Genomic DNA, 22858 nt, shown 5'->3' on the forward strand with positions numbered 1-22858 from the left:
AAACACACTCCCCCACATGAGCGCAAACCTGATCGACCTACTCCGCAAAATCGACGACCTGATCCGCATCGGCACCGTGACCGAGGTGCGATCCGGTGAATGCCGCGTCGAAACCAAGGGCAACCACACCAACTGGCGCCCCTATCTGGTGCTGCGCGCCGGTCGCACCCGCCGCCGCATGCGCCCGAGCGTCGGCGAACAGGTGATCCTGCTTAGCCTGAGCGGTGACCTGCGCAACGCCTTTGTGTTGGCAGGCATCTACCAGGACGCGCACCCCGAGCCACTGGCCGACGACGACAACGGCGACCTCGACCGCATCGAATACCCGGATGGCGCAGTCATCGAGTACAACCCTGCCACCGGGGCGCTCAATGCCAGCGGCATCAAGAGCGCCACGCTCTCGGCCTCCGTCACCGTCAAGCTGATCACCCCCCTGGTGGAATGCACCCAGGCGCTCAAGGTCGGGAGCACCATCACCGCCGGCGGCAAGATTACCGCCCCCACCGCCAACATCGGCGGCATTGAAGTCACCACCCACAAACACGGTGGCGTCAGTACCGGCGGCGGCCAGACAGGGGGCCCGCAATGAACTGGCAGGGCATGAATGCCGACAGCGGTCGCACCCTCAGCGAGGCCGCCCACATCCTGCAATCGGTGCGCAACATCCTCACCACCCCGATCGGTACCCGCGTGATGCGCCGCGACTACGGCAGCGAGATATTCAGCCTCATCGACCAGCCCCAGCACGGCGCCACCCGCCTGCGCCTGATGGCCGCCACCGTGCACGCCCTCACCCTCTGGGAGCCGCGCATCCGCATCACCAAGGTCGAGATTGGCGCCCCTGAACTGGGCGGCGGCTGTGCGATCACTCTCACCTGGCGCCGCGCCGACAACGGCCTGCTCGAATCCGGCACCGTCCAGCTACCGACCGGAGCAACCCCATGAACATTATCGACCTCTCAGCACTGGCTGCGCCGAATGCCGTCGAACCGCTCGACTTCGAAACCCTCTTTGCCGAGCGCAAAGCCGCCCTGATCGCCCTCTACCCGGCAGACCAACAGGCCGCCATCGCCGCTACCCTGGCCCTCGAGTCAGAGCCGATGACCCGCCACCTGCAAGAGAACGCCTATCGCGAGCTGATCCTGCGCGCCCGCATCAACAACGCCGCCGTGGCCAACATGCTGGCATGGGCCGCAGGCACCGACCTCGATAATCTGGTGGCAAACTGGGATGTCGAACGGTTGACCGTACAGCAGGGTGACGACACCGCCACCCCGCCGGTCCCCACCATCATGGAAAGCCATGAGGCCCTACGCGAACGTGCCCTGATGGCATGGGATGCCATGAGCACCGCCGGCCCGCGCGGTGCTTACGAATTCTGGGCCCGCTCGGCCGATGGTCGCATCATCGACGCCAAGGCCATCAGCCCCAACCCGGCCGTTGCCGTGGTCACCATCGTGAGCAGCGAGGGCGATGGCACCGCCAGCGCAGAACTGATCGCCAGTGCCACCACCGCCTGCAGCGATGAAGACCGCCTGCCGGTCGCCGACCGGCTCACCGTCCAGACCGCCACGATCCTGCCCTACACCATCACCGCCAAACTGCACATGGACCTCACCGGGGCCGAAGCAGAACTGGCCCTGACCGCCGCCCGTGAAGCCTTGGGCACCTGGGTCAACCCGCGCAAGCGGATCGGCGTGCGCATCGCCCGCTCAGGCATCGACGCCGTGCTGCATGTGCCTGGCGTGTCCTGGGTCGAGCTGGTCGGCTGGGACGACATCATTCCCACCGACACCCAGGCCGCCTACTGCACCGGTTACACCGTCGAGGTGGCGGCATGAGCGACCTGCTACCACCCAATGCCACTCAGACAGAGCGCAGGCTGGCCACCGTAAACGCCAAAGCCTGCGACCTGCCGGTTGATGTGCTGCGCACCCTCTGGAACCCGCACACCTGCCCGGTCTGGCGCCTGCCAAGTCTGGCCGCAGAGCGGTCAGTAGATCGCTGGGATGAAAACTGGCCGGAAGCAACCAAGCGCAAAGTCATCGCCAACGCGCCTTTCGTTCACCGCCACAAGGGCACAGTCGGCGCCATCCGCCGCGCCGTCGAACCGCTCGGCTACCTGATCCGGGTGCTGCACTGGTATCAGCAAACCCCGAACGCCGAGCCGGGCACCTTCAAGCTCGATGTCGGCGTGCTCGACACCGGCATCACCGCAGAGATGTACGCCGAGCTGGAGCGGCTCATTGACGACGCCAAACCGCTGACCCGCCACCTGACAGGGCTCGCCATCAGTCTGGAAAGTAGAGGCAAAGCCTATCTGGGCGCCGCCTGCTATCTGGGGGAGGAACTGACCGTTTACCCATACCAGCCGGGGCCCATCGTGGTCTCTGGCCATAGCTGGCACGGCGGCATCACCCACACCATCGACACCATCACCATCAACCCACTTACCAACAACACGAGGACAGCATGAGCAACTTTGGAGCCATCCTGACCACTGCCGGAGCGGCCAAACTCGCCAACGCCATTGCGCTGGGGGTGCCGCTCAAGCTCACCCAGATGGTGGTGGGCGATGGCAACGGCCAACCGGTAGCACCCGATCCGGCAATGACAGCCATCCCGGGCGAAAAACGCCGCGCCGCCATCAACACCCTGTTCGCCGACCCGCTCGCCGCATCCCAACTGGTTGCAGAGCAGATCATCCCGGAAGACGTGGGCGGATGGTGGATACGCTGCGTAGGCCTGTACGATGACAGCAACACCCTGATCGCCATCGCCAATGTGCCGGATACCTACAAGCCGCTGCTCACCAGTGGCGCGGGCCGCACCCAAATCATCCGCATGGTGCTGATCGTCAGCGACACCAGTGCCGTCGAGCTAAAGATTGACCCGTCAGTGGTGCTGGCAACCCGCAAATATGTCGATGACGTGATGAAGGCGCATAAGGAAAGCAGAGATCACCCTGACGCCAGCGAAACAGCCAAAGGATTCACCCGCTACGCCACCCAGGTAGAAGTGAATGACTCCGCTGCTGCGAGTGCTACTGCCGTGGTCACGGTAAAAACGCTGTGGGGGTGGGTAAAGCAGGCCACCGAAACCGTGCTGGGTATGATGAAGGTCGCATCACAAGATCAGGTGATAGCAGGTACAGCAGATGATGTTGCAGTAACCCCAAAGAAATTGCGAATGGGATTCGCAATGAAAATTGGCACGACTGGGTATTTTTCATGCCCTGTATGGCTTGGGTCATTTATTTTGCAATGGGGTAGTTTAACTGTTCCTGCAGGGACGGTAGGAGGAATAAAGGCAGACATAATATTCCCCATTTCCTATCCAAACGGGGCATTCGGGATCGCGACCGCATCAGGTGTTGACATAGGTAGCTTGGATACCAACTCAGAATACCGCTTGTGCCGTCAGGATTTTAGCGTGGGAATTCCGACACAAACAGGCGTGTCAGCTCAGGCATTTGTAGAAAACTACGCGCTTCACTCTCGCCGTTTTTACTGGATATCTTTGGGACGATAATTATGAGCTATTACTACTCATTCACTACCAATGGATTTTATAACGATAAAATCAATGAGATTCCAGATGATGCCGTTGAGCTGCACAAAGGTGATTATGACACGCTCATTGATGGCCTAAGCAACATGATGGATATCGTTGATGTAGAGGGATATCCGACCTTAAAGGAGCGGGAACCACAATCGGAACACGAAAAAGCATCCGCCGAGCTTAACTCACGTATGACGCTGGCAAACCAGCAAATCGCCATCATCAAGCCCGCTGTCGACGGCGGATATGCCAAGCCGGAACATACCCAGCTGCTGGCAGACTGGCAGCGCTGCCTCTACGAGCTGACGCTGGTGCCAGAACAGCCTGGCTGGCCGGATGAACCACAATGGCCAACCGAACCGGAAAAGGTAATCTGACCAACCAACACCCCGCCCTGTGCGGGGTGTTTTCTTTCTGCCTGCCGTCACCCTACCGCTGTTGTAAAGCGGCCATTTACAACGGCACCAGCTCGCCCGCCGTGCGCCGCCCCTGCATCCTGACCGTGCTCACATTGATCACCTCCGTCCGGACACAGGAGAACCGCCACCATGGCACTCGACAGTTACCACCACGGCGTGCGCGTCGTCGAAGTCAGCGAAGGCACTCGCACCATCCGCACCATTGCCACCGCCGTGATCGGCCTGCTGGGCCATGCGGACGATGCCGACGCGGCCACCTTCCCGCTCAACACCCCGGTCATCATCACCGACGTGCAAAAAGCCGTTGGCAAAGCCGGCACCCAGGGCACCCTGGCCAAAGCACTCCAGGCCATCGCCGACACCGTCAACACCCTCACCATCGTGGTGCGGGTGGCCAAGGGTGCCACCGACGAAGAGACCACCTCCAACGTCATCGGCACGGCGCTGCCCGATGGCAGCTTCACCGGCCTCAAAGCCCTGCAACGGGCCAGCTCCGCCACCGGCGTGACCCCGCGCATTCTCGGCGCGCCGGGGCTCGATACCCTGCCGGTGGCCACTGAGCTGGCGGCCGTGGCGGTCAAGCTGCGCGCCTTCACCTACGTCTCAACCCACGGCTGCAACACCCCGACCGAGGCGCTGGCCTATCGCCAGAACTTCGGCCAGCGCGAGGTCATGCTGGTGCACGGTGACTTCAAAAAGTGGGATACCACCGCCAATGCCGAGGCCGCTATCTGGGCCACCGCCAAAGCCTTGGCCATGCGCGCCAAGATCGACAAAGAAGTGGGCTGGCACAAGACACTTTCCAACGTCGCCGTCACTGGCGTGGAAGGGGTAACCAAGCAAGTATTCTGGAGCCTGCAAGACCCCGACACTGACGCGGGCCTGCTCAATGCCAACGATGTCACCTGCCTGATCCAGTCAGAAGGGTTCCGCTTCTGGGGCTCGCGCACCTGCTCTGATGATCCCCTGTTCCAGTTCGAGAACTACACCCGCACCGCCCAGATCCTCGCCGACACCATCGCCGATGCCCACATGTGGGCGGTCGACAAGCCGATGACCCCCACCCTGGTCAAAGACATCATCGAAGGCATCAAGGCCAAGGGCCGCGAGCTGGTCAGTCTCGGTTATCTCATCGGGTTCGACTGCTGGTACAACGAGGAGGTCAACGACAAAGACACCCTCAAGGCCGGCAAGCTCTACATCGACTACGACTACACCCCCGTGCCGCCGCTTGAAAACCTCATGTTCCAGCAGCGCATCACCGACCGTTACCTGGTCGACTTCGCCGCCCGCGTGGCCGCCGCATAAGGAGCATCAACAATGGCACTCCCTCGCAAACTCAAGCGCTTCAACATGTTCGGCCAGGGTGAAAACTGGATCGGCATCGCAGAAGAATTCACTCCGCCGAAACTCAGCCGCAAGTTTGAAGCCTATCGCGGCGGCGGCATGCCGGGCATAGCAAACATCGACATGGGGCTGGATGATGGCGCCCTCGATGTCGATTTCACCATGGGCGGCTATGGCGATGAAGTGATCGGCCTGCTCGGGGAGCCGAAAGTAGACGGCACCCTGATCCGCTTCTCCGGCTCGGTCCAGCGCGATGACACTGGCGAAGTCAGCGCCGTCGAAATCGTCTGCCGTGGCCGGGTCAAAGAGATCGACCGTGGCACCTTCAAGGCAGGCGACAACACCCAGGCCAAGGTCAGCATGACCTGCACCTACTACAAAGAGACCATCAACGGCGCCGTCATCCACGAAATCGACACCGTCAACTTGATCGAAATCGGGCCGGATGGCGTCGACCGCATGGCCGAACACCGCAAAGCCATGGGCCTCTAATCCACCCCACCACCACTGGGCGGCACTGCCGCCCGTGACTACATACAGAACAGGGAACATCCGATGAAAAAGAGCACCATCACCCTCGATACCCCCATCCAGCGCGGCGAAACCACCATCACCGAGCTGAACGTGCGCAAACCGCAATCCGGTGAACTGCGCGGCCTCAACCTGACCGACATCCTGCAGATGGACGTCAACGCCCTCACCAAGCTGCTGCCGCGCATCACCAGTCCGGTACTGACCGAGGCAGAAGCCAGCGCCCTCGATCCGGCTGACCTGATGCAACTGGGGCAGGAGGTAGCCGCTTTTTTGTTACCCAAGAAGCTGGCTTACCTCACTGCGTAGACGACCTGATGGCGGACCTCGCCATTATCGCCCACTGGCCGCCGTATGAAATGGCGGCCATGGAGCTCGACGAGCTGATGGGCTGGCACCAACGCCTGGTTGAGCGATACAACCACATCAACGGGGCAGACGAATCATGAGCACCCTCAAGTTACAAATCCTGCTCGGGGCGGTAGACAAGCTCACCGCCCCCCTCAAGGCCGTCACCGGCCAAAGCCGCATCACCGCCAAAGACCTCGCCGACACCAAAGCCAAAGTCCGCGATCTGGAAAAACAGAGTGCCAAGATTGACGGCTTCAAGCAGCTCGGCGCCCAGCTGGGCGTCACCAATGCCAACCTGCAAACAGCAAAAGACCGCTTCGAGCAGGTAAAGCAGACCATCGCCGCCACCGCCAACCCGACCAGAATGATGGTCAATGAGTACAACAAGGCTGAGAAGGCAGTGAAGGAGCTATCAGCCAAGCAGGCTGAAATGAACTCCAAATATGAGGGAGTAAAACTCTCGCTCCAGACGGCGACCATGGGGACAAAAGACCTTGCCAAGACGCAGGAACGCCTGAAAAACGCTACCGCTGCAGCCAATGAGAAGCTGAAACAACAACGGACCGATCTCGATCGCATGGCGGCCCAGCAAAAACGCCTCGCCCAGGTAAAAGCCAACTACGACAAAACCATGTCTATGCGGAACACCATGGCAGGAGCGGGGGCGGCCGGGTTGGCCACCGGTGCGGCGGGACTCTACAAAATTAACTCCATCGCCTCGGTCGGCCTCGACTTCGACGCGCAAATGTCCAAGGTGCAGGCCCTCACCCGCCTGCAAAAGGGCAGTGCCGACCTCGCCATGTTGCGCCAACAAGCGCGGGATCTCGGCGCCTCGACCAGCTTCACCGCTATGGATGCAGCACAGGCTCAGGGATTCTTGGCAATGTCGGGCTTCAACCCGAAACAGATTAAGGCGGCAATGCCGGACATGCTCGACCTTGCCAAAGCCTCTGGCGTGGGGCTGGACCAGACCGCCGACATCGCCTCTAACATCCTCAGCGCCTTCAAGATGGAGGCGGCCCAGATGGGCAGGGTCAGCGATACGCTGGCGCTCACCATGACCACCTCAAACGTAGACCTCAACATGTTGGCGGAAACCATGAAATATATGGGCCCCATCGCCAACAAGGCAGGCATGAGCCTTGAAGAAGCGGCCGCCGCCGCTGGCTTACTGGGGAACATCGGTATTCAAGGGTCAAACTCGGGTACCGCCCTTCGCGCCATGCTGAACCGGCTGGCTGGGCCGACCAGCAAAGCCGACAAGTTGATGAAAAGTCTGGGAGTGACCACCAAAGACGCCAGCGGCAACATGCTCAACATCGTGGACATCATGGCCCAGGTCGCCAAGCAAACAGAAAAGATGGGCAACGCTGACCAGTTGGCCGCGTACAAAGAGATCTTTGGCGAAGAGGCGGCATCGGGGATGGCCGAACTCATCGGCCAAGCCGGGGCCGGCGGCTTCGCCAAATATGCCGCCATGATCCGCCAGCAGAGCAAAGGGGTCGCCAAAGAGATGGCAGCTGTGATGGGTGACAACGCCCGCGGCGATCTGGACAACATGACCTCGGCATGGGAAGACCTCAATATCCAGATGCTGGAAACCCAGAACGGACCACTGCGCGGCCTGATCCAGCAGGTGACCAACATGACTCAGGCAGCAGGTGCCTGGATGCGAGCCAACCCTGAGCTCACCGCCACCCTCACCAAAGTGGCTGCCATCACCGCCGTCACCGCTGCCGTGGGCGGTGGTCTGCTGTTGGTGCTGGCCGGCCTGCTGGGCCCCATTGCCGCCATCAAGATGGGTCTGGGCATGATGCTGACCATGGGCGGGCCCCTGCTGATCCTGCTCAAGGGACTGTCCCTGGGCTTTCTTAAGCTGGGGGTTGCCATCCTCACCACCCCCATCGGCTGGATTATCGCGGGCATTGCTGCCGTCGCCGTCGGCGCTTACCTCATCTACAAAAATTGGGACCAGCTCGGGCCGTGGTTCAAGTCCACCTGGGAGAAGTGCAAAGCGGCCACCGGTGAATTCTGGGACTACCTGACCACACTGCCATCCCGGGCGCTCAACGCGGGTAAAGCCCTCATAGATGGGCTGATAGGGGGCATCTCGGCCAAATGGGAAGAGCTCAAGGCCAAGGTGAATTCCATCACGGACATCCTGCCGGACTGGATGAAAGGGGGGTCACCAACAAAAGTAGCCGTACAGCACTCATCAACAGCACCAGCCGTACAGGCCAAAAAAGAGGGTGGGTTCGCGGGCTTCTACGATAAGGGCGGTCTGATCCCGGCTGGGAAATGGGGTATCGCTGGGGAACATGGGCCAGAAGTGGTAAAAGGCCCCGCCAGCATAATCAGCCGTCGTCACACTGCAGCCATGGCATCAGCGGCCATGCTGGCCAGTATGCCACTGGCTGCCATGCAACCGCATCAGGATGCCACCCGCACCATCCGCGAGCAGGTCATGCCTGCTGAACTACGCCAACCTGTTGAGGCTGCCAGAACCATACGCGAGCAAGTAGTGCCTGCCGAGCTGCGCCAGCCTGCAGATACGGCCCGCACCATCCGCGAACAGGTAGTGCCTGCAGTGCTACGCCAACCGTCTGACGCCATCAGGTCAAGCCCTCGCATCATAGACACACCCAAGCTGGCACCGGCCAGAGGTGGCGGGTCAACCCAGATTCACGCCCCCATCAGCATCGTGCAGCAGCCGGGGCAATCAGGCGCCGATGTGGCGCAAGAGGTACGCCGTGAACTGGACCGCCGCGAACGGCAAGCATCAGCGCGCACCCGCGCCAGCCTGCGCGACACCAACTAAGGAGGCACCACCATGATGATGACCCTGGGCTGGTTTGTGTTCCAGCGATCCACCTTCGCCCCCCAGTCACAACAGGATGAGCGCGCATGGCGCCACCCGGGCAACCCTCGGGTGGGTGCCCGTCCGGCCTACCAGTTCACCGGACCGGATGATGAAACCACCGTGTTCTCTGGCACTCTTTACCCTGAACTGACCGGTGGGCCGGTTTCCCTCGACCTGCTCCACGAAATGGCTGCCACCGGCCAGGCCTTCCCCCTGATCCAGGGGGATGGCGTGATGCGGGGCTATTTCGTCATCGAGCGCACCAGCGTCACCCGCTCCGAATTCTTCTCTGACGGTACAGCCCGCAAGCTGGAATTCACCATGAACCTCAAGCGCGTGGACGACGACGAATCGAGCCTGGGCAACAAACTGTTGGGCCGCGCCATCGGTGGCATTGCCAGTCGGCTGGGCATCAGCAACATCGTCGGCACCGTAGGCAACAAAATCGGGGGCCTGCTGTGAGCCTGATAGATAACGCGCTCTCTGCTGTCAGCAGCAACCTGACCAGCCAACTGGGGCAATTCAGCATCACCGGTGCCGACCACAAGGCCCCGGCTTACCAGCTGCTGATCGACGGCAAGGATGTATCCGCAACGATCCGTCCTCGCCTCGGTAGCATGACCATCACCGACAATCGCGGCTTTGACGCCGACACCATCGACATCGAACTGGACGACAGCGACGGTCAGCTGGCCATGCCGCGCCGGGGCGCAAGAATGCGCGCCCTGATCGGCTGGCAGGGGCAACCGCTGGTTGATAAAGGGGAATTCACCATCGACGAGGTGGAGCACTCAGGCACCCCGGACAAGCTCACGATCCGGGGCAAGTCAGCTGACCTGCGCGGCGACCTCAACAAGCTGCGCCAGACCAGCTATCACCAGCAGACCGTCGGCAGCATTGTCGATGCCATCGCCAAGCGCCACGGCCTCACCCCCGCCTGCGCCGAGCGCTTCAAGGGCATGCAGATCGACCACATCGACCAACAGAACGAAAGCGATCCCGCCTTCCTCACCCGCCTGGCCGGCCAATGTGGTGCCCTGAGCACCATCAAATCGGGTCGCCTGCTCTTTATCGGCCAGGGAAAAGGACTCACCGCCAGCGGCAAACCGCTTCCCTCCGTCACCATCACCCGCCAGGACGGCGATCAGCACCGCTTCGCCGTGGCTGACCGTGACGCTTACACCGGCGTGTCAGCCAACTGGCACGACCCGAAGAAGGCCACCACCAAAGGCTCAACCCTCAAACGCAAACGCAAGACCAAGCCAAAGCAGGAGCAGGCACTGCCCAACGACACCACCGTCGACAAGGAGGGCCGCGAACTGCTGATCGGCGACAGCGAGAACGTCAAGGTGCTGCGCCATATCTACGCCAACCAGACCAACGCCCTGCGCGCCGCCCGCGCCGAGTGGGAGCGCCTGCAGCGTGGCGTCGCCGAGTTCGAGATCACCTTGGCCACCGGCCGCCCCGAGCTCTACCCGGAACAACCCACCACCGTCAGGGGATTCAAGCCGCAGATCGACGAGGCAGGCTGGGTACTGACCCGGGTCGTGCACAGCCTGACCAACAGCGGCTACACCAACAACATCAGCCTCGAAGTAGCCATCGACGACCTGCCAGAAGTGACCGAGTAACAGCAGCAAAAACAAAAGGCGACAGAGCCAACGCTCTGCCGCCTTTCTCGATCATCAAATTTCTCTGCCGCCACTTTGCCGCCACTAGACGGCGGAAAAACTTAAGGCCACCCGCTTTGGTGGCCTTAAGTCATTGAATTCTAAATGGTGCCCGGGGTCGGACTCGAACCGACACGTATTGCTACGGCGGATTTTGAATCCGCTGCGTCTACCGATTTCGCCACCCGGGCAACTGCGAGGGATTATACGAATGGCGCTTGGGCATGCAAGGTGTTTTTCTTGCTCTCACAGTTGTTTGCTCATTTATTCAACGCCTTGCCGATGCTGGGTCAGTTACATAGAATGCCCGCATCATATTAATGGAATAAAAACGATGGCCAAGCGTAAATCCGTCCAACCGACACCGACCCCTCCCGCGACTGCGCGCTACCCTTCCGCCGGCCTGCTGCGCCGGCTCGGCGCCCTGCTCTATGACTATCTGGTGGTCATCTCATTGCTGATCATCGCCGGCTTTATCGGGATGGGGGTGGCACACTTGCTGCTGGCAACCGGCATGGCGACCGTGCCCGAAGGCAAGGACGCCGCCTGGCTGCTGACCAGCCCCATCTACAGCGCCTGGCTCGCCTTCATCATCTGCGGTTTCTACACCTGGTTCTGGACCCGCGCCGGCCAGACCATCGGCATGCGGGCCTGGCGTCTGCGCATCCAGAATACCGACGGCAGCAACATTCGCATCACCCAGGCCCTGATCCGGCTGGCCACGGCGGCCTTCGGCCTCGGCAACCTGCTCTGCCTGTTCAACCACAAGTCACCCCGCGCGTTTCAGGACATCTGGTCCGAATGCGAAGTGGTGGTGCTTGGCAAACAGGAAAACCTGGAACAGCTCAATCGCTGATCCTGTGGCAGCAACGAAAAAGGGCACCCTGAGGGTGCCCTTTTTGCTGGCCGACACGCTTATTGCTTGCGACTCAGGATATAGACGTAGATGCCACCAAACAGCAGTGCAGCAGGAGCGATGGCCGCTTTTTGTCAGCAGCCCTTCAGGCCGCTACTGCTTGCGGCTCAGAATATAGAAGGAGATACCGCCAAACAGCAGGCTCGGTGCGATGGCTGCCAGGATCGGCGGTACCGCATACACCAGGCTGATGGGGCCAAACACCCGATCGCTGACGTAGACGGCGAAGCCGGTCATGATCCCCATCAGCATCCGCGCCCCCATGCTGACCGAGCGCAGCGGGCCGAAGATGAAGGAGGAGGCCAGCAGGATCATGGCCACCACCGAGAGCGGTGACAGCAGCTTGCGCCACATCTCCAGCTTGTAGCGCCCGGCATCCTGCTTGTTGGCATCCAGATAGCCGATGTAATCCAGCAGTCCCGCCACCGGTAGGTTTTCAGGATCGATGCTCACCACCCCCAACTGTTTGGGTGTGAGCTCTGAGCTCCACTCCATCTGGGGCTGGGTCTCGCTCATGATCTGCCTGGGGTCATCGAAGCGGGTCACCTGTACCTGCTTGAGCAGCCAGTGATGCTGCTCGAACACCCCCTCCTGCGCCTGCAGGATATCGATCAGCTTGCGCTCTGGGGTGAAACGGTAAAGGGTGATGCCGGTCAGCGCGCCATCGTTGCGCACCCCGTTGATATTGACGAAGTTGTTGCCATCGCGGGCCCACACCCCGTAAGCCGACACGGTCAGCCGACCCTCAGACAGGGCACCCGCCTTGATGTCGTCCGCCATCCGCTTGGCGATGGGTGCCACGTACTCTCCCATCAGCCCCACCAGGATCATCAGCGGGATGGCGGTCTTGAGCGCCGCCATCACGATACTGATCTTGGAGCGGCCCGCCGCCTGCATCACCACCAGCTCGGAGCTGGTCGCCAGCTGGCCCAGACCGATGAGACCGCCCAGCAGGGCCGCCAGCGGGAAGAAGAGCACCGCCTCTTTCGGCATGGAGAGCAGCACATAGTAGAGGGCGCTGAGCATGTCGTAGTTGCCTTCGCCCACCGACTTCAGTTGCTCCACGTACTTGATGAGCGCCGCCAGCCCGACCAGGGTCAGTTCGCACAGCAGGACCGACATGAAAATAACCCGGCCGATATATCTATCGAGAATGCCAAACATCAGCAGAGACCCCCCTGTTGCAGCATCATGCTGATTTTTTCCTCAAATACAGACGTATGGAGCGGGGGCGACATCAAAATGACCCGGTCGCCATGTCTATCGAGAATGCCAAACATCAGTAGAGACTCCCAGATGGCAACATCATGCCGATTTTCTCTTGAAATAGAGGGTCTTGACCCCGTTCCACCAGCTGGTGCCCTGCAGGTTGAGCGGCAACCCGATCAGCAACAGATAGACCAGCGGCACCAGGAACATGCCGGGCCAGTGCGGCAGCCGGCCGCTGTCGATGGCAGAACGGGCGGCACTGAGCAGCAGGAAGTAGGAGAGGTAGAGCAGGATGGCCGGCAACAGCTTGGCATAGCGGCCCTGACGGGGGTTGACCCGCGCCAGCGGTACCACCAGGAAGGTCAGCACCAGAATGGAGAGCGGCAGCGACAGACGCCACTGCAGTTCGGCCATCAGCTGGTTGTCCTGCGTACCCAGCAGCTCCATGGTCGGCTTGGCCGCCGCCTTGCGGTTGGAGCGCTCCATCTCCTGCTGGCGGATCACCAGGCTGTACTCGTCGAATTCGGAGATCTGGAACTGGCGGGTATTGAAGTGCCCCTCGTAGCGGGAGCCATCCTTCAGGGTCAGCCACTGCAGACCATTGCTGTCGACCGTGACCACCCCTTCGGTCGCCACCACCACCGACGGCGGCTTGCCGTCCTGCGAGCGCTGCAACACGAAGATTTTCTGCAGTTTGGAGCCCTTGTCGTTGAGATCCTGGATGTAGGCGACCAGCCGGCCCTTGTCGAGCTCCATGAAGCGGCCGGCCTGCAGGAAGGAGATCCCCGGATCGGCCTTGAACTCGTCGATCACCTGGTACTCGCGCTCCTTGGCCTGCGGGGCCACCCAGCCGGTATTGAAGGCGGCGACGGCCGCCGTCAGCAAGGCCAGCACCATGGCGCTGCGCATCACGAAACGGTGGCTGAAGCCCACCGCATGCATCACCGTCATCTCGCTTTCGGCGTAGAGGCGCCCGTGAGCGAACAAGATGGCCAAAAACAGGCTGATGGGCAGCATCAACAGGGCCATGTTGGGCAGGTTGAGCAGCAGCAGGGTGGAGACCAGGCGCGTCGGCACCTCACCATCGGCGGCATCGCCGATGATCTGGATGAATTGCTGGCTGACGAAGATGAGCAGCAGCACGAATAATACCGCCAGCTGGGTTTTCAGGGTTTCCCTGAACAAATATCGGAAAACGATCACAGTCATTCCCAAGTAAACTTGTGTTTTTAGTCGAATGCCTGAAAAATAGGGCCGTATATTGGATTTTTACCAGTTTGAACTGCGGAGCCAGTGCCTGTTCGCTCCGCCTCTGATACCCCAACAAGCACCGCATTATTCAATAAAAGGTGCCTTTTGTCTTTAGGATGTAGGAGATTCCATGGAGTTCAGTGTAAAGAGTGGCAGTCCTGAGAAGCAACGCAGTGCCTGCGTCGTGGTCGGCGTATTCGAGCCGCGTCGCCTCTCTCCGGTTGCCGAACAGCTGGACAAGATCAGCGATGGCTACATCAGCTCGCTGCTGCGCCGTGGCGACCTGGAAGGGAAACCAGGCCAGATGCTGTTGCTGCATCAAGTACCGGGCGTGCTCAGCGAGCGCGTGCTGCTGGTCGGTTGCGGCAAGGAGCGGGAACTCGACGAACGCCAGTACAAGCAGATCATCAACAAGACCATCACCACCCTCAACGAAACCGGCTCCATGGAAGCGGTCTGCTTCCTGACCGAGCTGCACGTCAAGGGACGGGATACCTATTGGAAGGTGCGCCAGGCAGTGGAAACCACCAAGGCGGGCCTCTACAGTTTCGACCAGTTCAAGACCAACAAGGCCGAGCCGCGCCGTCCGCTGCGCAAGCTGGTATTCAACGTGCCGACGCGTCGGGAACTGACCATTGGTGAAAAAGCCATCGCCCACGGCCTGGCCGTGGCGAAAGGGGTGCGCGTCTGTCGCGACGTGGCCAACATGCCGCCCAATGTCTGCAATCCGGCCTATCTCGCCTCCCAGGCCCGTCGTCTGGCCGATGCGTTCGACAACATCACCACCAAGGTGATCGGCGAGCAGGAGATGGCCGAGCTCGGCATGAACTCCTACCTGGCGGTGGCCCGTGGCTCCGACAACGAAGCAATGATGGCCATCATCGAGTACAAGGGTCATCCGGATGCCAAGCCCATCGTGCTGGTCGGCAAGGGACTGACCTTCGACTCCGGCGGCATCTCCATCAAGCCGGCCGACGGCATGGACGAGATGAAGTACGACATGGGTGGCGCCGCCTCCGTGCTCGGTACCATGCACGCCCTGGCCCAGCTGCAGCTGCCCATCAACGTCATCGGCGTGCTGGCAGGCTGCGAGAACATGCCGGGTGGCAACGCCTATCGTCCGGGCGACATCCTCACCTCCATGTCCGGCCAGACCATCGAAGTGCTGAACACGGATGCGGAAGGCCGCCTGGTGCTGTGCGATGCGCTGACCTACGTGGATCGCTTTGATCCGGAAACCGTGATCGACGTGGCCACCCTGACCGGTGCCTGCATCATCGCCCTGGGTCACCACACCACGGGCCTCTTGGCCAATCACAACCCGCTGGCCCACGAGCTGCTCAACGCCTCCGAGCAGGCGGGTGATCGCGCCTGGCGTCTGCCGCTGTTCGACGAGTATCAGGAACAGCTGGAGAGTCCGTTTGCCGACATGGCCAACATAGGTGGTCGTCCGGCCGGTACCATCACCGCCGCCGCCTTCCTGTCACGCTTCACCAAGAAGTACAACTGGGCCCACCTGGATATCGCCGGGACTGCCTGGAAGAGTGGCAAGGAGAAAGGCTCCACCGGGCGTCCGGTGCCCCTGCTGACCCAGTTCCTGCTGAACCGGTCCGGGGTGGACATCGAAGAGAAGGAGTAATTTCCGCACCTCGCCCGGCGATGCCATCGGGCGAGCGGAAGTTGCCCTGCACCACAAGGAAGAGGCCCGCCTCTTCCTTGTTTCATTGAGGGTTGGCAGGAATACCCCCTGCCCGTCCTTACCGGCGGTCAATTATCCGTCACCGCAAACGGGATCAACCTGATGAGCCAAGTGACCTTTTACCTGATGAGCGAACAGGATGACGCGCAGGCCTCTGCCGTCGAGCGACTCGCCTGCAGCCTTGCGGCCGAGTCGTGGGGGGCGGGCCACCTCTATCTGTTCTGCGACGATGAGGCTCAGGCCCTGCGCCTCGACGAGCTGTTGTGGCAGCTGCCGCCGGAGCGCTTCGTGCCGCACCAGTTGCAGGGTGAGAGCGGCCAGGCACCGGTGGAGATCGGTCACCAGCCGCCACGACGGCGCTACGCCCGCCTCATCAATCTGGCCAAACAGACACCTTTGTTTGCAGGACACTTCGCTCAAGTGGTAGATTTTGTCCCCACTGACGAAACGCAAAAGCAGCAAGCCCGCGAGCGCTACAAGCACTATCGCCAGGCAGGCCATGCCCTCGAGATGAGGGATCAGCCCGTCCTTGCCGCACCGGATCCGGCGCAGCCCTGACTGTGCCACCCTCGATCCACGACGAATCAACACCAGAATCCATCCATCCAGAATACGGCGAGACCATGGAAAAGACTTTTAATCACAACGCCATCGAACAGGCGCTCTATCAGCACTGGGAAGCCCAGGGTTACTTCAAGCCCCACGGCGACACCAGCAAAGACTCCTTCTGCATCATGATCCCGCCGCCGAACGTCACCGGCAGCCTGCACATGGGTCACGCCTTCCAGCAAACCCTGATGGATACCCTGATCCGCTACAACCGCATGCAGGGCAAGAACACCCTGTGGCAGGCGGGTACCGACCACGCCGGTATCGCCACCCAGATGGTGGTTGAGCGCAAGATCGCCGCAGAAGAGGGCAAGACTCGCCACGATTACGGCCGGGAAGCCTTCATCGACAAGATCTGGCAGTGGAAGGAAGAGTCCGGCGGTACCATCACCCGCCAGATGCGCCGTCTGGGTGACTCCGTGGATTGGGAGCGCGAGCGCTTCACCATGGATGAAGGCCTCTCGAGCGCCGTGCAGGAAGTGTTCGTCCGTCTCTACGAAGATGGCCTGATGTACCGTGGCAAGCGTCTGGTGAACTGGGATCCCAAGCTCAACACCGCCATCTCCGATCTGGAAGTGGAAAACCGCGAGATCAAGGGCCACATGTGGCACCTGCGCTACCCGCTGGCCAACGGCGCCAAGACTGCCGAAGGCCAGGATCACCTGATCGTCGCCACCACCCGCCCGGAAACCATGCTGGGTGATACCGCCGTTGCGGTAAACCCGGAAGACCCGCGCTACAAGGCGCTGATCGGTCAGCACATTCTGCTGCCGCTGGTGAATCGTCTGATCCCCATCGTCGCCGACGAGCACGCCGACATGGAGAAGGGCACCGGCTGCGTGAAGATCACCCCGGCCCACGACTTCAACGACAACGAAGTGGGCAAGCGCCACAACCTGCCGATGATCAACATCTTCACCCTGGACGCCCACGTGCGTGCCGAGGCCGAAGTGGTCGACAGCAACGGCAACCCCAGCACAGCCTATGACGCCGCCCTGCCGACCGAGTTCGCCGGGATGGAGCGCTTCGCGGCTCGCAAGGCCATCGTCGCCAAGCTGGACGAGCTGGGCCTCTTGGCCGAGATCAAGGATCACGTGCTGCAGCAGCCTTACGGCGATCGCGGCGGCGTGCCCATCGAGCCGATGCTGACCGACCAGTGGTACGTGCGCGTGGCGCCGATGGCCAAGACCGCCATCGAGGCGGTGGAAGATGGCCGCATCCAGTTCGTGCCCAAGCAGTACGAAAACATGTACTTCTCCTGGATGCGCGACATTCAGGACTGGTGCGTCTCCCGTCAGCTGTGGTGGGGTCACCGCATCCCGGCCTGGTATGACGATGCCGGCAACGTCTACGTGGGCCGCAACGAAGATGAAGTGCGCGCCAAGCACAGCATCCCGTCCGTGACCGTGCTGCGTCAGGACGAAGACGTGCTCGACACCTGGTTCAGCTCCGCCCTGTGGACCTTCTCCACCCTGGGCTGGCCGAACAATACCGAGGCGCTCAAGACCTTCCACCCGACCGACGTGCTGATGAGCGGCTTCGACATCATCTTCTTCTGGATTGCCCGGATGATCATGATGACCATGCACTTCATCAAGGATGAAAACGGCCAGCCGCAAGTCCCGTTCAAGACCGTCTACATCACCGGCCTGATCCGTGACGAAGAAGGCCAGAAGATGTCCAAGTCCAAGGGCAACGTGCTGGATCCGCTCGACATGATCGACGGCATCTCGCTGGAAGATCTGCTGGAGAAGCGCACCGGCAACATGATGCAGCCGCAGATGGCCGAGAAGATCGGCAAGCGTACCGCCAAACAGTTCCCGGAAGGGATCGAGGCCCACGGTACCGACGCCCTGCGCTTCACCCTGGCGGCGCTGGCCTCTACCGGGCGTGACATCAACTGGGACATGAAGCGCCTGGATGGCTACAACAACTTCTGCAACAAGCTGTGGAACGCCTCCCGCTACGTGCTGATGAACACCGAAGACCAGGATTGCGGCTTTGCCGGTGGCGAGATGCAGTTCAGCCTGGCGGATCGCTGGATCCAGTCCCAGCTGCAAGTGGCCATCCGTGACTTCCGTACCGCCCTCGATACCTACCGCTTCGACATCGCGGCCGGCGTGTTGTACGAATTTATCTGGAACCAGTTCTGTGACTGGTATCTGGAGCTGACCAAGCCGGTACTGACCAAGGGCTCCGAGGCCGAGCAGCGCGCTGCCCGCCACACCCTCGTCAGCGTCCTCGAGACCCTGCTGCGCCTGGCCCACCCGATCATCCCGTTCATCACCGAGACCATCTGGAAATCGGTCGCCCCGCTGGCTGGCGTACACGCCGACACCATCATGATTCAGGCCTTCCCGGAATTCGACGCCGCCAAGGTGGACGAAGCCGCGATGGCGGATCAGGAGTGGGTGAAGGAGTTCATCGTCAGCATCCGCAACATCCGCGCCGAGATGAACGTGGCGCCGAGCGTGCCGCTCAACGTGCTGCTCCAGTGCGATGCCAAGGATGCCCAGCGCGCGGCCGACAACGAGGCCTTCCTCAAGTCGCTGGCCCGTCTGGAGTCCATCCGCGTACTGGCGGACGGTGAAACCGCCCCGCTGTCGGTCAAAAAATTGATCGGTGCCACCGAGCTGATGATCCCGATGGCCGGTCTCATCGACAAGGATGCGGAACTGGCCCGTCTGGCCAAAGAGGTTGCTCGTCTGGTGGGCGAGTGCGGCCGCATCGAAGGCAAACTCGGCAACGAAGCCTTCGTCGCCAAGGCGCCGGAAGCGGTCATCATCAAGGAGCGCGAGAAGCTGGAAGATTACCGTCTCCAGCTGACCAAGCTGGAAGCCCAGCAGGCCGAGATCGCCGCGCTGTAAGCCGGATTTGACTTGGTAGAAGCCCCCTCCTACAGGGGGCTTTTTATTGCCCGCCCGCCGCCACCCCGCGCTTTTTGCGCTTCTTCATGCAAAATTAGCGAGCCAAATCACCCGCTTTCACAAGCGCATCGCCCCCAAATTCATTACACTGCCAGCGATCTTTTCTACTCGGAGTGCTGTTGCAGTATGGAAATATTGATCCTGTTTGGATTGATTTTGCTTAATGGCGTCTTCGCCATGTCGGAAATCGCCATCGTCACCGCGCGCAAGGCCCGCCTCAGCAAGATGGTCAGCGAAGGGAGCCGCTCTGCCGCCATCGCCCTCAAACTGAGTGAAGATCCGACCCATTTTCTCTCCGCGGTGCAGATCGGCATCACCAGTATCGGTCTGCTCAACGGTATCTACGGCGAATCTCTGCTGGCCCAGCCACTGGCACTCTGGCTGCAGGAGTGGGGCATGGCTCCCAAGAGCAGCAGCCTGCTCGCCACTGTATTGGTCATCGTGGTGGTCACCTATCTCTCCATCGTCATCGGCGAGCTGGTGCCCAAGCGGCTCGGCCAGCTCAGCGCCGAACGCATCGCCTGCCTGGTGGCCCGCCCCATGATGTGGCTGGCTGCCCTTACCCGCCCCTTCGTCTGGCTGCTGTCGGCTTCCACCAAGGCCAGTCTGCGCATCCTGCGCGTCAGCCAGGACGGTGGCGCCAACGTGACCCAGGAGGAGATCCACGCCATGCTGGTGGAGGGCTCCGAGGCCGGGATCATCGAGGATCATGAGCACACCATGCTGCGCAATGTGTTCCGCCTCGACGAGCGCAGCCTCTCGTCACTGATGGTGCCGCGCAGCGACATTCGCTATCTCGACCTCGCCCTGCCGCTGGAGGTGAACCTGCAGCGACTGGTGGAGTATCGCCACAGCTTCTTCCCGGTCTGTGACGGCAGCCTGTCGGAACTGGTGGGCATCATCAACGTCAGCAAGGTGCTGCACGCCTACATCAAGGGAGAGCCCATCGATCTGGCGGCGCTGACCCAGGATGGCAGCCTGCTGCCGGAGACCCTCAACGGCCTCGAGCTGCTCAACCACTTCCGTACCCACTCCGAGCACATGGTGCTGGTGGTGGACGAATATGGCGAGCTGCAGGGGCTGGTCACCCAGCAGGATCTGCTGGAGACCCTGGCCGGCGACTTCCAGCAGGAGGACGGCGACGACAACTGGGCATTCCAGCGCACCGACGGCAGCTGGCTGCTCGACGGCCTCATTCCGCTGCCTGAGCTGAAGGATTGTCTGGGACTGGTTCGGCTACCGGAAGAAGAAAAACATCACTATCACACCCTCGGAGGGCTTATCATGCTGCTCCTTGGCCGCGTTCCCCAGACCGGAGATCTGGTCACGCTGGAACAGTGGCAACTGGAAATTGTTGACATGGATGGTTTGCGCATCGACAAGGTGCTGGCCATGCCCTTGCTTGATCAACCCAGCTAACCTGCGGAGTTTGCAACTATGGAGCAGTTTTACCAACTGGCTCACGCCTTTATGCATCAGGATCTGGTGACGCTATCCGATCCCAAGATGGCCTTCATGGTCTGCGGCGTGTTATTGACGTTTCTGGTGCTGGAGAATGGCTTCATCCCCACCGCCTTTCTGCCCGGCGACAGCCTGTTGATCCTGACCGGCGTGCTCATCTATCAGGACGTGCTCTCCCTTGGGGTGATCCCGCTGCTGATCCTGGCCACCTTCGTCGGCACCTGGCTCGGCTACATGCAGGGGCGTTTCCTGGGCCACACCCAGCTCTACCACCGGCTGCTGTCCCATGTGGAAGAGAAGCACCAGCAGAAGGTGTACTACCTGCTCGACAAATACGGCATCGTGACCCTGATCACCGCCCGCTACATCGCCTTCGTGCGCACCGCCTACCCCTATATCGTCGGCGCGACCGAGCTGCCGCAGGGGCGCTTTCTCATCGTCAATCTGGTCAGCTCCATCATGTGGATCTGCCCGCTGGTCGGCTTTGGCTACTTCCTGAGCCACACCAAGCTGGCGTCCGAGTATCAGTCCCAGTTCCTCAGCATCATTCTCTGCCTGCCGATCGTGCTGCTGGTCGGCGGTCTCATTGCGCTGATCTGGCGCTGGCTGAGCAAACGCAAAGCCAGTGCGCCACGGGATTGAGACAAATACACGGGGCCATCGCAAGATGGCCCTTTTTTTAGCTAAATAATGGCGATTTACCCGCTGGCACTCTTGTCAAGCGAGGGTAAAAATGAGTGAATCTAGCGCCTTTTTTTTCGACGTGAATGGAGTCGGTAGTATGCGGTGTCGGGTTAGCGCTATGGCGCTGGTTTATGCATTGGTTGGACTGCTGGGATTGCCAGCAGCATTGGCTGCCCCCAACCCGGCCAAACTGCAGCTGCAATCGAGCAGCGCGCTGGTGATGGATGTCGGTACGGGCAAGACCCTGTACCAGAAGAATGCCACCCGGGTGCGCCCCATCGCCTCGATCACCAAGCTGATGACGGCACTGGTGGTGCTGGATGCCCGTCAGGATCTCGGCCAGACCCTGACCATCGATCAGAACGACAGAGACGCCATCAAGCACACCTATTCGCGGGTACGCATGGGCACCCAGGTATCGCGCCGCGATGCCCTTCACCTGGCACTGATGTCGTCGGAGAACCGCATGGCCTCGGCGCTGGCCCGTCACTATCCGGGGGGGCGCCCTGCCTTCGTGCGGGCCATGAACAACAAGGCCAAACAGCTGGGCATGCGCAACAGCCGCTTCTATGACTCCACCGGCCTGTCGACTCGCAACGTCTCCACCGCCCAGGATCTGGCCAAGCTCATCGCCGCAGCCTATCGCCAGCCGTTGATCCGCGAGTTCACCCAGGACACCAGCAAGGACATGCGCTTTCGCACCCCCGCCTACAGCCTGATGTTCAACAACACCAACCCGCTGGTGAAGAACCCGGACTGGGATGTGCGCCTCTCCAAGACCGGCTTTACCGACGAGGCCGGCCGTTGCCTGCTGATGCGTGCCAAGCCGGACAACCGCGAGCTGGCCATCGTGCTGCTCAACTCGGTGGGCAAACGCACCCCGGTCGGCGATGCCAACCGCATTCGCAAGTGGCTGAAAAGCTGACTCCGCACCACGGGGATGAAAAAGGATGCTGCGGCATCCTTTTTTATTGCCCGCAAATCGCCCCTGCGCCCATCTGGGAACCGTAATCACAAAGGAGGATAAAGGGTTGCCTCAGGCAGGGAGACAGCCATACGACGCGATAGCGCGAGCATGAGGGGGAGAAGATGGCAAGGGGGCGCGACAGGGTAGCGCGTCATGCGGGCATAGAAGCCTTCGTCACGCGGTTGCTGGCCTGAGGGCAAGACGGATGAAGGTTTTCGAGCCAAACGGGAGGATACCGCGAGCTGAGCCGTGTCAGCCCTTCCGGTGAAATGGCCATATAAAAAAACAGCCCCGACCGAGGTCGAGGCTGTCTTCTATATGGTGCGCCCGAGAGGATTCGAACCTCTGACCACCTGGTTCGTAGCCAGGTACTCTATCCAGCTGAGCTACGGGCGC

Annotated in this window: 22 protein-coding genes and 2 tRNA genes; 20 read left to right on the forward strand and 4 right to left on the reverse strand. The window is 61.1% G+C overall.

The window, feature by feature from the left end; all coding sequences use genetic code 11:
• Positions 1 to 16 precede the first annotated feature (16 nt).
• From OKB87_RS15255 to OKB87_RS15315, 13 genes are all read left to right on the forward strand, one after another.
• A complete protein-coding gene (locus OKB87_RS15255) occupies positions 17 to 589 on the forward strand; it encodes a phage baseplate assembly protein V (RefSeq protein WP_270827900.1) in 573 nt (190 codons plus the stop codon).
• A complete protein-coding gene (locus OKB87_RS15260) occupies positions 586 to 945 on the forward strand; it encodes a GPW/gp25 family protein (RefSeq protein ID WP_270827901.1) in 360 nt (119 codons plus the stop codon). Before OKB87_RS15255 ends, OKB87_RS15260 begins: the two co-directional genes overlap by 4 nt.
• Positions 942 to 1841: a baseplate J/gp47 family protein gene (locus OKB87_RS15265; RefSeq protein WP_270827902.1), complete on the forward strand. Its 900-nt coding sequence runs from the start codon at positions 942 to 944 to the stop codon at positions 1839 to 1841. Before OKB87_RS15260 ends, OKB87_RS15265 begins: the two co-directional genes overlap by 4 nt.
• A complete protein-coding gene (locus tag OKB87_RS15270; protein WP_270827903.1) occupies positions 1838 to 2476 on the forward strand; it encodes a phage tail protein I in 639 nt (212 codons plus the stop codon). The genes OKB87_RS15265 and OKB87_RS15270 overlap by 4 nt, the downstream gene beginning before the upstream one ends.
• A complete protein-coding gene (locus OKB87_RS15275) occupies positions 2473 to 3531 on the forward strand; it encodes a phage tail protein (protein WP_270827904.1) in 1059 nt (352 codons plus the stop codon). The genes OKB87_RS15270 and OKB87_RS15275 overlap by 4 nt, the downstream gene beginning before the upstream one ends.
• Before the next feature lie 2 nt (positions 3532 to 3533).
• Positions 3534 to 3938 carry a tail fiber assembly protein gene (locus OKB87_RS15280; protein WP_270827905.1) on the forward strand — a complete coding sequence of 135 codons (405 nt, stop codon included), beginning with the start codon at positions 3534 to 3536 and terminating at the stop codon, positions 3936 to 3938.
• Between the two features lie 171 nt (positions 3939 to 4109).
• On the forward strand, positions 4110 to 5288 hold the full coding sequence (locus tag OKB87_RS15285) for a phage tail sheath protein (protein ID WP_270827906.1): 1179 nt from the start codon (positions 4110 to 4112) through the stop codon (positions 5286 to 5288).
• Between the two features lie 12 nt (positions 5289 to 5300).
• A complete protein-coding gene (locus tag OKB87_RS15290; protein ID WP_270827907.1) occupies positions 5301 to 5819 on the forward strand; it encodes a phage major tail tube protein in 519 nt (172 codons plus the stop codon).
• A gap of 63 nt (positions 5820 to 5882) precedes the next feature.
• On the forward strand, positions 5883 to 6167 hold the full coding sequence (locus OKB87_RS15295; protein WP_270827908.1) for a phage tail assembly protein: 285 nt from the start codon (positions 5883 to 5885) through the stop codon (positions 6165 to 6167).
• An 8-nt stretch (positions 6168 to 6175) separates the two neighbouring features.
• A complete protein-coding gene (locus tag OKB87_RS15300) occupies positions 6176 to 6307 on the forward strand; it encodes a GpE family phage tail protein (RefSeq protein ID WP_270827909.1) in 132 nt (43 codons plus the stop codon).
• A complete protein-coding gene (locus OKB87_RS15305; RefSeq protein ID WP_270827910.1) occupies positions 6304 to 9027 on the forward strand; it encodes a phage tail tape measure protein in 2724 nt (907 codons plus the stop codon). The genes OKB87_RS15300 and OKB87_RS15305 overlap by 4 nt, the downstream gene beginning before the upstream one ends.
• A 12-nt stretch (positions 9028 to 9039) precedes the next feature.
• Complete coding sequence (locus OKB87_RS15310) at positions 9040 to 9531, forward strand: phage tail protein (protein ID WP_270827911.1); 492 nt, start codon at positions 9040 to 9042, stop codon at positions 9529 to 9531.
• On the forward strand, positions 9528 to 10700 hold the full coding sequence (locus OKB87_RS15315; protein WP_270827912.1) for a phage late control D family protein: 1173 nt from the start codon (positions 9528 to 9530) through the stop codon (positions 10698 to 10700). Before OKB87_RS15310 ends, OKB87_RS15315 begins: the two co-directional genes overlap by 4 nt.
• A gap of 145 nt (positions 10701 to 10845) precedes the next feature.
• Here the strand turns inward: OKB87_RS15315 and OKB87_RS15320 are convergent.
• Positions 10846 to 10930 (reverse strand) — tRNA-Leu (locus OKB87_RS15320).
• A 143-nt stretch (positions 10931 to 11073) separates the two neighbouring features.
• Here OKB87_RS15320 and OKB87_RS15325 point away from each other — a divergent pair.
• Positions 11074 to 11595, forward strand: a complete 522-nt coding sequence (locus OKB87_RS15325) for an RDD family protein (RefSeq protein WP_164927748.1) — start codon at positions 11074 to 11076, stop codon at positions 11593 to 11595.
• 153 nt (positions 11596 to 11748) lie between these two features.
• Here the strand turns inward: OKB87_RS15325 and lptG are convergent, their stop codons facing one another.
• Both lptG and lptF read right to left on the reverse strand, forming a co-directional pair.
• Positions 11749 to 12819, reverse strand: coding sequence for an LPS export ABC transporter permease LptG (gene lptG, locus OKB87_RS15330; RefSeq protein ID WP_011707420.1), 1071 nt, complete (start codon positions 12817 to 12819; stop codon positions 11749 to 11751).
• A 141-nt stretch (positions 12820 to 12960) separates the two neighbouring features.
• A complete protein-coding gene (lptF, locus tag OKB87_RS15335) occupies positions 12961 to 14073 on the reverse strand; it encodes an LPS export ABC transporter permease LptF (RefSeq protein ID WP_005305138.1) in 1113 nt (370 codons plus the stop codon).
• 172 nt (positions 14074 to 14245) lie between these two features.
• Here lptF and pepA point away from each other — a divergent pair, with 172 nt between their 5' ends.
• The 6 genes from pepA (at position 14246) to pbpG (ending at position 22420) form a co-directional block, all read left to right on the forward strand.
• Positions 14246 to 15754 carry a leucyl aminopeptidase gene (gene pepA, locus OKB87_RS15340; RefSeq protein WP_005305141.1) on the forward strand — a complete coding sequence of 503 codons (1509 nt, stop codon included), beginning with the start codon at positions 14246 to 14248 and terminating at the stop codon, positions 15752 to 15754.
• Between the two features lie 162 nt (positions 15755 to 15916).
• A complete protein-coding gene (locus OKB87_RS15345) occupies positions 15917 to 16372 on the forward strand; it encodes a DNA polymerase III subunit chi (protein WP_043171286.1) in 456 nt (151 codons plus the stop codon).
• A 65-nt stretch (positions 16373 to 16437) separates the two neighbouring features.
• Entirely contained in the window at positions 16438 to 19290 is a 2853-nt protein-coding gene (locus OKB87_RS15350) for a valine--tRNA ligase (protein ID WP_270827913.1), read from the forward strand.
• Positions 19291 to 19476: 186 nt separating this feature from the next.
• Complete coding sequence (locus OKB87_RS15355; protein ID WP_029302168.1) at positions 19477 to 20769, forward strand: hemolysin family protein; 1293 nt, start codon at positions 19477 to 19479, stop codon at positions 20767 to 20769.
• An 18-nt stretch (positions 20770 to 20787) separates the two neighbouring features.
• A complete protein-coding gene (locus OKB87_RS15360) occupies positions 20788 to 21453 on the forward strand; it encodes a DedA family protein (RefSeq protein WP_016352045.1) in 666 nt (221 codons plus the stop codon).
• Between the two features lie 139 nt (positions 21454 to 21592).
• Positions 21593 to 22420: a D-alanyl-D-alanine endopeptidase gene (pbpG, locus tag OKB87_RS15365; protein WP_011707427.1), complete on the forward strand. Its 828-nt coding sequence runs from the start codon at positions 21593 to 21595 to the stop codon at positions 22418 to 22420.
• A gap of 361 nt (positions 22421 to 22781) precedes the next feature.
• Here the strand turns inward: pbpG and OKB87_RS15370 are convergent.
• Positions 22782 to 22858, reverse strand: a tRNA-Arg gene (locus tag OKB87_RS15370).

The organism is Aeromonas sp. Y318-1 (assembly GCF_027706125.1).
In the GTDB taxonomy this organism is placed as follows: domain Bacteria; phylum Pseudomonadota; class Gammaproteobacteria; order Enterobacterales; family Aeromonadaceae; genus Aeromonas; species Aeromonas hydrophila.